This window comes from Prevotella sp. HMSC073D09, assembly GCF_001814145.1.
Taxonomy (GTDB): Bacteria; Bacteroidota; Bacteroidia; order Bacteroidales; family Bacteroidaceae; genus Prevotella; species Prevotella conceptionensis.
In genome coordinates this window covers 20,755-33,419 of record NZ_KV815020.1, presented here as the reverse complement: position 1 = coordinate 33,419, position 12,665 = coordinate 20,755, and the positions used below count along the sequence as shown (strand labels likewise).

The 12,665-nt window shown below is 45.6% G+C and carries 11 protein-coding genes and 1 tRNA gene; 10 read left to right on the top strand and 2 right to left on the bottom strand.

The features are described from left to right. The first annotated feature begins 185 nt into the window (after positions 1–185). The 10 genes from HMPREF2955_RS16435 to HMPREF2955_RS00995 all read left to right on the top strand — a co-directional run bounded on the left by HMPREF2955_RS16435 (position 186) and on the right by HMPREF2955_RS00995 (position 11,040). Positions 186–593 carry a hypothetical protein gene (locus HMPREF2955_RS16435; protein WP_019188512.1) on the top strand — a complete coding sequence of 136 codons (408 nt, stop codon included), beginning with the start codon at positions 186–188 and terminating at the stop codon, positions 591–593. A 531-nt stretch (positions 594–1,124) separates the two neighbouring features. Further along, positions 1,125–2,840 (top strand): glutamine--tRNA ligase/YqeY domain fusion protein, encoded by a 1,716-nt coding sequence (locus HMPREF2955_RS01035; protein WP_019188513.1) that lies wholly within the window; start codon positions 1,125–1,127, stop codon positions 2,838–2,840. A 142-nt stretch (positions 2,841–2,982) separates the two neighbouring features. After that, positions 2,983–4,398 (top strand): tetratricopeptide repeat protein, encoded by a 1,416-nt coding sequence (locus HMPREF2955_RS01030; protein ID WP_070720099.1) that lies wholly within the window; start codon positions 2,983–2,985, stop codon positions 4,396–4,398. A gap of 9 nt (positions 4,399–4,407) precedes the next feature. Then, on the top strand, positions 4,408–5,088 hold the full coding sequence (locus tag HMPREF2955_RS01025; protein WP_019188515.1) for a DedA family protein: 681 nt from the start codon (positions 4,408–4,410) through the stop codon (positions 5,086–5,088). Between the two features lie 31 nt (positions 5,089–5,119). Continuing rightward, positions 5,120–5,806, top strand: coding sequence for a tRNA (guanosine(37)-N1)-methyltransferase TrmD (gene trmD, locus HMPREF2955_RS01020; protein ID WP_019188516.1), 687 nt, complete (start codon positions 5,120–5,122; stop codon positions 5,804–5,806). A 140-nt stretch (positions 5,807–5,946) separates the two neighbouring features. Beyond that, positions 5,947–7,284 (top strand): DUF3078 domain-containing protein, encoded by a 1,338-nt coding sequence (locus HMPREF2955_RS01015; protein ID WP_019188517.1) that lies wholly within the window; start codon positions 5,947–5,949, stop codon positions 7,282–7,284. A 13-nt stretch (positions 7,285–7,297) separates the two neighbouring features. Continuing rightward, positions 7,298–8,896: a ComEC/Rec2 family competence protein gene (locus HMPREF2955_RS01010; RefSeq protein WP_070720095.1), complete on the top strand. Its 1,599-nt coding sequence runs from the start codon at positions 7,298–7,300 to the stop codon at positions 8,894–8,896. Positions 8,897–8,922: 26 nt separating this feature from the next. After that, entirely contained in the window at positions 8,923–9,657 is a 735-nt protein-coding gene (gene truA, locus HMPREF2955_RS01005) for a tRNA pseudouridine(38-40) synthase TruA (protein WP_070720093.1), read from the top strand. Positions 9,658–9,879: 222 nt separating this feature from the next. Further along, positions 9,880–10,803, top strand: a complete 924-nt coding sequence (locus HMPREF2955_RS01000) for a DMT family transporter (RefSeq protein ID WP_070720091.1) — start codon at positions 9,880–9,882, stop codon at positions 10,801–10,803. Between the two features lie 163 nt (positions 10,804–10,966). Continuing rightward, a tRNA-His gene (locus tag HMPREF2955_RS00995) sits at positions 10,967–11,040 on the top strand. 65 nt (positions 11,041–11,105) lie between these two features. On the opposite strand, the gene HMPREF2955_RS00990 is transcribed toward HMPREF2955_RS00995, so the two are convergent. Together HMPREF2955_RS00990 and HMPREF2955_RS00985 are read right to left on the bottom strand one after the other, a co-directional pair. Beyond that, positions 11,106–11,552 (bottom strand): hypothetical protein, encoded by a 447-nt coding sequence (locus tag HMPREF2955_RS00990; protein WP_139145440.1) that lies wholly within the window; start codon positions 11,550–11,552, stop codon positions 11,106–11,108. A 125-nt stretch (positions 11,553–11,677) separates the two neighbouring features. Next, complete coding sequence (locus HMPREF2955_RS00985; protein ID WP_070720088.1) at positions 11,678–12,118, bottom strand: hypothetical protein; 441 nt, start codon at positions 12,116–12,118, stop codon at positions 11,678–11,680. Between the last annotated feature and the right edge of the window lie 547 nt (positions 12,119–12,665).

Sequence of the window (12,665 nt, the reverse complement as noted above, 5' to 3'; positions counted from 1 at the left end):
TTTAGCACCAAAACGCACTGCATTTAGCACCAAATAGCCCCCAAAATGGTGCTAATAACGATTGTTTGTAATAAATATTCATTTTGCCGCTTTCACATACTAGCCCCATTTAACAAAACAAACCTTCGCGAGAATCGATTTTTTGCGGCAAGGTTTGCGATTGGTGGACGAAAAGGGTAGTCATAATGTTAAATTTAGTACTGAAAACTAGACAAATAAAAAACGATTATGCAGCATTCATGCCCACAAGCAACACACGGAAAGCACCTAAACTTGCTGCCACCAGCACGAGCGGTTGCACGCCATACTACCCACGACAAATGGAGACAGCACCAGGCAAACGCCGAAGTAATCTGTTATTTACAGCCAGTTTTCAACTTGTAGAGAAGGCGTTGAAGGACTTCCGCCAAGTCGCTTTTGGGGTCATAAACTATGTTTTGCCACAGACAAATGGTGCAGAATTTCAGATTTTATCGTATCTTTGTCCACTACTTTGTACAGGAGGGGGCGAGTTTGTACAGGAGGGGGGCGAGTTTATCTTGGTTTTACAGCACAAGGATAATAAACTACTCTCAATTTATAGAAACATTTAAAGTCAAGACAACTTCTATACTAAAGTGACACTTCAAGCTAGAGACAGCAATCGTCACGCTCATGGATAACCCAACAAACAGATGTTCATCGCATTGAGAGCACAAAGAGCAACTGGAAAAAAACTGATATACACCAGTTCGTGCAAGTCAAAAATGATTTAAGAAAGCGAAATTATCGTTCTATTATGATAATATTTGCTATAAATTAAGTGCGTTCGCAGATACATGATAGCACTGACAATATTGATGACAGCAGTAAAACATAACGTACCTTACTAAAATACAAATGCGCCACACTTCACAGTGCAGCGCATCTAATCTCAATAGGTATTAGCTTTTTTAAGGCAAAAAGATTGTATTCAGGATAACGAGTGCAAAGTTACGACCTGAAATTTATTTACGCAAACTTTTTATTATGTTAGAAAACATATTTTGACACATCCTGTTAAAAAAGCAAGATTTAAGCTAATGCGAATTTTGATATTTTGCTCCTTTATCGTACCTTTGCACTATAATATAATAATGTATACAATGACAGAAAGAATAGAAAACTCAAACGAAGAGAAAAAGAACCTGAGTTTTGTAGAACAAATCATTGAACAAGACCTGGCCGAGGGAAAGAATGGCGGGCGCCTACAAACGCGCTTTCCCCCAGAACCAAACGGTTATCTGCACATCGGCCATGCCAAAGCTATCTGCATGGACTTCGGAGCAGCAGAGAAATTTAACGGAATATGCAACCTGCGTTTCGACGATACCAACCCCAGCAAGGAAAAAGACGAGTATGTTGAAAACATATTAAACGACATAAAGTGGCTAGGATTTAAATGGGAAAACATTTATTACGCCTCCGAATATTTCCAAAAGCTATGGGATTTCGCCGTATGGATGATTAAAAAAGGCCACGCTTACATCGACGAACAAACAAGCGAACAGATTGCCGAGCAGAAGGGTACACCCACAAAGGCTGGTACAGCATCGCCATATAGGGACAGACCGGTTGAAGAAAGCCTCACTTTGTTCGAGAAAATGAACCTACCAGACACGCCAGAGGGCTCTATGGTGCTGCGCGCAAAGCTAGATATGGCCAATCCCAACATGCACTTCCGCGACCCAATCATGTATCGCATCATCCATACGCCGCACCATCGCACGGGAACACAATGGAATGCCTACCCCATGTACGACTTTGCACACGGACAAAGCGACTACTTTGAGGGCGTAACGCACTCCATCTGCACCTTAGAGTTCGTTCCTCACCGCCCACTGTACGACAAGTTCATCGACTTCCTTAAAGAGATGAACGGCGAAATGGATAATATCAACGATTTCAGACCACGCCAGATAGAGTTCAACCGACTGAACCTCACCTACACGGTAATGAGCAAACGCAAGTTGCACACGCTTGTAGACGAGGGTTTGGTGAGTGGTTGGGACGACCCACGCATGCCTACACTATGCGGTATGCGCCGCAGAGGATATTCTCCTGAAAGCGTTCGCATGTTCATAGATTCCATTGGCTACACCAAGTTCGACGCACTTAACGACATGGCCTTGCTTGAAGCCTCGGTACGCGAAGACCTCAACAAGCGTGCTTGCCGCGTAACGGCGGTGGTTAATCCCGTTAAGTTGGTGATTACAAACTATCCCGAAGGGCAGACCGAAGAAATGGAAACGGTGAACAATCCCGAAAACGCAGCCGACGGCACACACACCATCACCTTCTCAAGAAATCTGTGGATGGAACGCGAAGACTTTATGGAAGATGCACCCAAGAAGTTCTTTAGAATGACGCCTGGCCAAGAAGTGCGCTTGAAAAGTGCCTACATCGTCAAGTGTACGGGATGCACCAAAGATGCCGATGGCAACATTGTGGAGGTGCAAGCCGAATACGATCCACAGAGCAAAAGCGGCATGGAGGGTGCAAACCGCAAGGTTAAGGGCACACTTCACTGGCTTTCGGCCGACCACTGCACCCAAGCCGAGGTGCGCGTTTACGACAGATTGTTCGATGTAGAGAATCCATCGACCGACGAAAGGGATTTTAGGGAACTGCTTAATAAGGACTCGAAGAAGGTGTACACCAACTGCTATGTGGAGAACTATGCAGCAAACAAGAAACCAGGCGAGTATCTGCAATTCCAACGCATTGGCTATTTCATGGCCGATATCGACTCTTCTGCCGAACATCCCGTGTTCAACAAGACCGTAGGTTTGAAAGACACGTGGGCAAAACAAAATAAATAAGCACACAAAGTAGCGATACGTACACGCAGACACATCCTAACATCCGGCAAAGGCTATCAGAACTAAATGCAGTATAGCCCTTGCCACATACCACTAACATGAGGGACGAACACCGTTCGCCCCTCTTGATTGTTTAAAAACAATGACAAACGACAGCTATTTCAACAGCGAAGAGTTTCGGCAAACACTCCATAGCTACGAGGAAGCCGAACAAGAGGGGCGCACTGCCTACTTCGACTCGGACGCGCTGGCCGATATTGCCGAATATTACTACACAGATGGGCGAACGAACGATGCTGTGAAAGCCGCCCTAAAAGGTGTAGACATGTTCCCGGGGGCAATGCCGCCATTGGTGTTCATGGGCAGATACGAGCTGTTAATGCAAAATCCCAAAAAAGCAAAATGGTATTTAGAGCAAGTTGACGACCAATCGGAACTCGAATGCGTGTACTTGCGTGTCGAAATCATGCTCGTTGAAAACAAAAACGACGAGGCCGACGAGTTTTTACGCCAGCAATTAGAATGGCAAGACGACGAGGAAAGGGACGACTTTATTCTTGATGTGGCAGACATTTACTTGGATTACGACCTCATAGACCATGCACAAGCATGGCTCGCAATGGCCGAAAACACGCAAACGGCCGACTATCAAGAAGTGCAAGGACGTATAGCATTGGGTAAAGGCGAGTACCGACAGGGCGAAGAAATATTTAAGAAACTTGTAGAAGAAAACCCCTTTGCCTCACCCTACTGGAATCAGCTGGCCTCATCGCAGTTTCTTAGCAATCGCATTAAAGACTCTATCGAGAGCAGCGAATACTCTATCGCCATCAATCCTAACGATGAAGAGGCGTTACTTAACAAAGCCAACGGCATGTTCAGCCTAGGCGAGTACGAAGAGGCACTTACTTATTACACCCGATTTAACAACCTCCATAAGGATGATGAAACGGGAGAAATATTCATTGGCATCACCCTCATCAACCTCGATCGACCTGCGGAGGCCCTGCAACATCTGCAAAAGGCCGAAAAAATGGCCGTGCCTAAGTCGGTTAACTTGGTAGAGATTTACCAAGAAACGGCCTTTGCCCTGTCTAGACTTGGCAGAGTGGACGACGCTTTGGCACACGTAGACAAGGCCATAGCCACAGGTAACGGCGACGAAGACGAGTTAACAGTGTTCAAAGGCCACATCCAACTGGAAAACGGAAACCCTTTGGCAGCCCAAAACTTTTTCTTAGAGGCCGTCAGACACTCAAAGTCGGCTCCTAATGTGTATTTCCGTATCGCCATATCAGTATACGACAACGGCTATATGCAATTGGCTTACAGGATGTTTCACACGCTCTTTCAATCGGTTCCTGCCGATTGGAAAGACGGATATTCGCACATGTCGCTCTGCTGTAAATGTCTAAATAAGGAGTCGGAGTTCCTGCATTTCCTGCGCAAAGCCTGCGAACTAAACCCCATGGAGGCTAAAACAATCCTTGGCGAGTACTTTCCCAAAGACCTCGACCCAGAGAGTTACTACAATTATATCACAAAACAAAAAAAGTAAAAAGAAGAAATGAGCTGGTTATTACCCCTGCTAAACAACCTCAATTATTGGACGGTGCTGCTTCTAATGTTTATCGAAGGCTCCGTCATTCCCGCCCCCTCAGAACTCATTGTGCCACCTGCCGCCTACCGCGCAGCAGCTGGCGAACTAAATATCGTACTCGTTGTGGTTGTCGCAACCATAGGTGCAGTACTCGGTTCTTCGGCCAACTACGCTGCGGCCTATTACCTCGGCCGCCCCGTTATTTACCGCTTTGCCAACAGCAAGCTGGGACATCTCTGCCTGTTGAACCAAGAAAAGATTGAGAAAGGCGAAAAATATTTTTACGACCACGGAGTCATTGCCACGCTTACAGGCCGACTTCTGCCAGGCATACGCCAGATAATATCCATCCCAGCAGGTCTTTCCAAGATGAAATTTTGGAAGTTCATCCTCTATACCACCATCGGCGCAGGCCTTTGGAACACCGTTTTGGCCACCCTTGGATGGTATCTACATTCGTTCGTACCGAAAGAAGACCTTAACAACAAGATTGAAGAGTACAACAGCCAGATACAACTCGTTGTCATTATTGCACTTGGTGTGGTGGCTATCATTAGCGTAATCTGGTGGCAAATGCGTAAAAGAAAAAAGCGTAAGGCAAACGCATCGACCATAACAGAAGGCACAACCTCTGACAAAGGCGATTAACATAGACGACATAACGAAAGGAAATCGAACAGTGAGAATTGACATTATCACCGTGTTGCCCGAGATGATTGAGGGATTCGTGCACGAATCTATCTTGGCACGCGCACAAAAAAAAGAGCTAGCAGAAATACATCTGCATAACCTTCGCGACTATTCTACCGATAAATGGAGACGTGTGGACGACTATCCATACGGTGGATTTGCAGGGATGGTGATGCAATGCGAACCCATAGACCGCTGTATTTCTGCCCTTAAAGCCCAACGAGAATACGACGAAGTGATATTTACGTCGCCCGATGGACAACAGTTCGACCAGCATGTGGCCAACGAATTGTCACTAAAAGGCAACATCATCATACTTTGCGGACACTATAAGGGCGTTGACCAACGCGTACGCGACCACCTCATCACACGCGAAATATCCATCGGCGACTATGTACTCACAGGGGGCGAACTTGCTGCCGCCGTGATGGCCGACGCCATTGTGCGACTCATCCCTGGCGTTATCAGCGACGAACAGAGTGCTTTCTCCGATTGTTTTCAAGACGATTTGCTCTCTGCGCCCATCTATACACGCCCTGCAAACTACAAAGGTTGGGAAGTTCCACCCATACTTCTCAGCGGCAACGAGGCCAAAATAAAGACATGGGAGATGGAACAAGCCCTGGAAAGAACAAGGCAACTGCGCCCCGACTTACTAGAACAGAAGGGCGAATAAGAGCGTTCTCCCAGAAGAAAACACAGCCAGTGGCCTGTCTTTTCTAGGCCAGCCACCAACAAAAACAATAAAAAAAAGAAGTAAAACAAAACGCAAAACGTAGAAAAAAATAGCTATCTTTGCAAGTAAAAACAATTGTAATGAAACACGTTTTAAGTACACTTATATTATCTATCCTTGCCGTTGTTACGCTCCAAGCACAACAAACGCGCCCCACACGCCGCACCGACAGAGCCGACTATGCCACAGCACTGCTAAAAAGTTATGAGGACTCGCTGGCCCTCCTATATAATAAGGTGTATCGGCAAAACGACAAAAGCGCACTTCCAAACGATTTTGTTGAGAGCGTTGTTCCATACCAAAGTTTCAAGCTCTTCTCGCCACTCACCTTCTACGAAGGAATAGCCAAAGACTTCTTCGACCTCTCCGACGAAGGCACGACCACTAAGGCACCAAACCAAAGGGCAGATTACCTAGGGCCTAGGTTTACCGACTCTGCATTGTTAGGTATCTACCTTAAAAGGCCCGACTTGGTGTTAAACCGCGAAACGGTGCTGCACAATGTGGCTCCCGAAGCTAAAACAACACCTGTTGTCATCAAGTCGGATGCTGGACTGGCCGAAAAACAACCACAAGTACCCACCGACCCTGGTGCTGTACCAATCAACGTTGTTGTTACCAAGCCCAACTTCTGGACCGTCAAGGGCGACTATTACCTGCAATTCCTGCAAAATTATGTGTCGGGCAACTGGCATAAGGGTGGCGAAAGCAACTATTCAATGGTAGGTGCCGTTACCTTACAATGCAACTACAACAACAAACAAAAGGTTAAATTCGACAATAAACTCGAACTAAAACTAGGTTTCATCACTTCGCCTAGCGACACATTACACAGCCTGAAAACCTCAGAAGACCTCATCAGGTACACCAGCAAGCTGGGACTTCAAGCCTCTAAGCGGTGGTATTACACCCTACAACTTGTGGCCTACACCCAATTCTTACGCGGATATAAAAACAACAGCGGTGAACCGGCATCCGATTTCATGTCGCCTTTCAACACAAACATATCGCTTGGTATGGACTACAACGTTGATTGGTTTAAGGGAAGACTTAAAGGTTCGATACATCTCGCTCCCCTAGCCTATAACTTCCGCTATGTAGACAGGCTTTCGTTGGGTCCTCGCTATGGTCTGAAACCAGATAGCCACACCCTTCACGACTTTGGTTCTGAATTTACCGTAGACCTAATGTGGAAGATAGCCGAACCCATTAGCTGGCAAACACGCCTCTACGGATATACCACATACAGCAGGGCAGAAGTGGAATGGGAAAACACTTTCACGTTCCAATTCAACAAATTCATTAGCTCCAAACTATTCGTTTATCCACGTTTCGACGATGGAGGAACACGCGACGAGAAACACGGATACCTGCAATTGCGCGAGTTCGTATCAATAGGTTTCTCCTATTCGTTCTAACACAGAGGCCTGTATGACACGTCCCAATGGCGTCATCCAACTCTATCCGCTGGTGCGCATCGCACTGATGCTCATCGTAGGGATAGTGTTGGCCGACGCCATTCCCTTTTTCTCCAACCCCACAACCAGCGTTTCGCTATTGCTTGGCACAGCAGCCATTGCCGTTCTGGCCATCCGTCATGCGCACATTTCCAGCATGGCCATCCTCGTTTCCATTGTTTTTCTTGGCGCATGGCTCATGTCTTTGCAAATAAACGATAGGCAATCAATACCCATCAACCAAGCCATTACATACAAAGCCATCGTTACCGACACCCCCACAGCCCACGGAAAGGTGTTAAAATGCAACCTCTTGGTGATAAACCTATCAGAAAGAAACGATGGTCATACGCCCTTTCTCGTTCGTGCATCCATCCTAAAAGACACGCTTACCAATCGTTGGCAGAGCCTTACCACAGGTTCAACAATCGCCGTTCAATCGGTTTTCAACAACGAATCTGCCCTCTTTTCATCCTCAAAGTTCAACTTTGCGCGCTGGATGCAAGCCCACCAAATCTACGCAACAACCTTTGTTTACTTTGCCGATTGGCAGAACACGCAACTAACCAACGACGAAATAAACAAAATTTGCACCGTCGATAAAATACGCTTGCGCCTATTAAAAGTGCGCCAAAGCCTGCTTGACAGCGCATGGCAACAAAGGTTAAGCGCCAACAACCAAGCGTTGGTTGCCTCCATTGCCCTCGGCGACAAGTCGAACCTCACCCCCACACAACGCGAATCATACAACAAGGCAGGCGTTTCCCATATCTTGGCACTGTCTGGCCTGCATCTCGGCATCATTTACAGCGTGCTTTCAGCACTTTTCACCACCATTCTCTATCGCATGGTGCGCCGTGATTGGGCCGAACTCATCGCACAAACCATCATCACCATCACCCTTTGGGGCTATGTTTTCCTAGTGGGATTGCCACCCGGAGCTGTCCGTTCTGCCCTCATGCTCACCCTCTACGCCTTCGTTTCGTTGCTCCATCGCGACCGCTTTTCGGCCAATTCGCTGGCTTTTGCCTGCATCGTGATGCTCATTGCCAACCCTTCCACGCTTTGGGATGTCAGTTTCCAGCTCTCATTCATAGCCGTATTATCCATCATTCTTCTTTATCCCCCGTTTTTCTCACTCTACCAACCCACAACGCGTTGGGCCAATTTGCTCCGTCCCATCTGGGCTATCGTCTGCGTTTCCGTGGCAGCACAAGTGGGCACAATGCCCATTATAGCCTATTATTTTGGGCGTTTCTCATGCTATTTCCTACTCTCCAACCTGCTTATACTTCCACTCATAACCCTCTTGCTTTACGTCACGCTCGCCTCTTTCATCGTTCAAGGCGCGCCATTACTCCATAATTTTGTGTTAGATGCCATGCAATGGCTAGCCACAGCCGTGAAAACCTTGGTCAATGGCATATCCGCGCTGCCCCACTCCACGCTCGACGGACTTCAATTCAACCTCATCCAAACCTATTTGGCCTACATTTTCATCGCATTCCTCTACGCCATAGGACTTTTTGCGCGCAAATGGTTCCGAATTAGGCGACTTATACAACAGCTATAACCATTATATTTTGTACCTTTGTAAGGATGAAACAAAGATACTTCATATACTTTTCGTACGACGGAACGGCCTATCATGGCTGGCAAATTCAGCCTAACGCCAATTCGGTTCAAGCGGAAATGCAACGTGCCATGTCCCTTCTGCTCAGACATCCCGTTGAACTGGTCGGTGCAGGACGTACCGATACAGGTGTTCATGCACGCACGATGGTTGCACATTTCGATGTAGACAACCCATTAGACACAGTGCAACTCACCTACAAACTCAACCGTGTACTGCCCTTCGACATCACCATTAACGCAATAAAAGCCGTAGATGCCGACATGCACGCACGGTTCAGTGCCACCAAACGCACCTATCATTATTACATACATCTAGACCGCGACCCCTTCTGTCGCGCCTACTCGTATGCCTTACACCAAGCACCCGACTTCCAATTGATGAACGAGGCCGCTGAAATACTATTGTCGCATAAAGATTTTGGAGCTTTTTGCAAGAGCCATTCAGATGCAAAAACCACCTTCTGCGAGGTCTACGAGGCTCGTTGGATAAAGCTTTCCGACACCAAATGGCATTTACGTATATCTGCAAACAGATTTCTCCGCAACATGGTTCGCGCCATTGTTGGAACACTTTTAGACGTGGGTTGGCACAAAATCACCCTCGAACAGTTCGTTGACATACTACATTCTAAGTCGCGACAACAAGCAGGCGAGTCGGTTCCTGGTCATGCCTTGTTTCTCGAAGACGTGCAATATTAATTTGAGTTTTCAAGTTCGTGAGTTTATAATTCTATAAGTTATTGTATGCACAGCTTATTTGTTCGTTAGTTTATCAGTCCATAAGTTATTCAATTCACGGATTGTTTGTTCGTGAGTTTACAACTTCATTGCACCACGAGTTCGTAAGTTCAACAACCCCAATAACTTTAAAAACCACGAGCTCAGAAACCCAATAACCCCTTCACAACATAACAAATCCACATGCTTTGGTTACTCTTAGCCTTTCTTTCTGCCAGTCTTCTAGGTTTCTACGATGTATTTAAGAAACTGTCGTTGAAAGGTAACGCCATTATCCCCGTGTTGTTTCTCAACACCTTTTTCTCGTCGCTCATCTTCATTCCATTCATCCTCGGCAGTCGTTTCGGTTGGCTTTCACCAGCCAACATGTTCTACGTGTCGGCCACCAACTTATCTACACATGGCTACATCTTCTTCAAAAGCATGCTAGTGCTGTCTTCGTGGATATTTGGATACGTGGGTATAAAACATCTTCCGCTAACAATCGTTGGCCCGATAAATGCCACACGTCCCATACTGGTACTCGTTGGGGCGATGCTTGTTTATGGCGAGCAGCTCAACCTGCTGCAATGGTTGGGCGTTGCTCTGGCCATTTGCTCCTTTTTCCTTTTAAGCAGGAGCGGAAAAAGAGAAGGTATCGACTTCAAACACAACAAGTGGATATACGCCATCGCACTTGCCGCCATACTAGGTGCATGCAGCGGACTATACGATAAATACTTGATGACCCCAACAGCACAGGGCGGATTGGGGCTAGACAAGATGGTTGTACAAAGCTGGTACAACCTATACCAATGCGGTATGATGGGCATTGTGTTGCTTGTGCTATGGTACCCAAAACGCAAAACAACCCAACCCTTTCAGTGGAGGTGGGCCATCATGCTGATAAGCCTATTTCTCTGTGCAGCCGACTTTGCCTACTACTATGCCCTAAGCCAGCCACAAGCCATGATTTCCATCGTGTCGATGGTAAGAAGAGGCAGCGTTTTGGTATCGTTTATGTTTGGCGCACTTGTCTTTCAAGAGAAAAATCTCAAACGCAAAGCATTCGATTTGTTCCTTGTTCTCTTAGGCATGCTTTGCCTGTACTTCGGTTCAAAAACTTAGTCGGTTGTCAAGTTGGTTTCCATGCTACACGTAAGAGAAAGCAAAATAAACCATTGAAATGGCCAAAATTAAGCAGACAGCAAGAAAAAACGCCGTTAACATTTGGTATATCCAAATAAAATCTATACCTTTGCAATCGATTTCAGAAATAAGGTCAAACATGGTGGCTATAGTTCAGCAGGTTAGAGCGTCAGATTGTGGTTCTGAATGTCGTCGGTTCGAATCCGACTAGCCACCCCTCAACAAACAAAACGTTCCTTTCTATTACAGAAAGGAACGTTTTTTATATTGCTTCTGCCACATCATTGTTTTTTTATGTTAGGCAAGAAACTAACATAGTTCTGTAACATGTTAATTACCTCGTTTGTAGCCTTGTCCCTATTACCTGTGGCCGTTTTCTTCTTTAACAAATCAACTAGAGTTTCAATGGTGTTATTTAGCAGTTCCATCACATCTTTCACGAATCCAGGAAGGAACACGTTCACCTTATCGCCCTTAGTGTAAAATTTGTTTCTAGACCCCGATGTTACCAAATGGCCTTTATCGTCAACGTCAGGCATCAATACAAAAGGTTCCGCAGCTACACCATCCGCAACAAAGGGGTAGTAGATAGCACAGCGGTAATCCCAAGACCCATTGTGAATATACTCGTCACGAAAACTGCAAGCAATTCTCACACATCGAGGTTCGCTATATAAGAGTCCATCAGCTTTTAGTTCTTCAAATTCGTAGTTTACTTTTTTATACAACACACTATCTTTCCTACATTTCAGTTTCTTATATTCTGTAAAACAATTGATGTCATACTTTGAGCACTCATACACCACCTTGGTAAAAAGATCAAACGATGAACATAGGGACACAAATACATTGTTTATAGCCGTATGAACCTTATCAGAAGTATCCCACATGAGGCCGATTCATATTCACTGTCCTCATACAAACAATAAGCAGGCAAGTGAGCATATATTTTTCCCATATAATTCCCAACAGCCATCACACGATCTTGGAATGCAGCTAACAACCCTCGAACATCAAACCAGTGAATAATCCTATTTGATACAGGGTCATTATATACAGAGCGTAATTGCTCATAAAAAGCCCTATCTACTCTTGACTCCGGCGACCGCCCTGCATCCCTCATCCACAAAGGGACATGAGACTTTACACGCTGGTAGTCAATATCCTGAAAGAAGTAGTCCTCTATTGCATCATACAAAGGTACAACACAATCAGATGTACTCGCGATCTGCTGATACAATGCGTTGAGAGTCTCTTTTGCACTCTTAATGTCTTGTTCTGATTTAATACCCATATTTATTTAGTTTTATACAATGAAGTTATCTAGACTTTTAATCTTTCTATAAATTGAGAGGAGTTTATTATCTTTGTGCTGTAACACAAAGATAAATACCCTCGCACGTATGAAGTACAAGACAAAGGCACGACAATATCTGAAATTCTGTCTAATTTGTCAGTTGCAGAACGTAATTAAGTCTCAAAAAGTGGCCAGGAGGCAATCTTTAAATGTATTTTCCACAAGCAGAAACTGGTTGCCAATGGCAAATTACTTCTGCGTTTCCATGATACAGTCCCGTTGTCCGCAGGTTGCATGCCTGCAACCCTTCGCGCCTAGCAGTAGCAAAACGTACACGTATACCATGCCATTGCCCATGCGCACGTATGCGACACAACCGATTTTGTCTAGTTTTCAGTAGAAATTTTAACATTATAAGTGCCCTTTCTGTCCACCAATCGCTCGTCTTGCCGCAAAAAATCGATTCTCGCGAAGGTTGGTTTCAATGCAAAAAGGGGTGAGTTGTAAATGCAGGCAAAATGAATTTTTATTTAAAAACACCGCC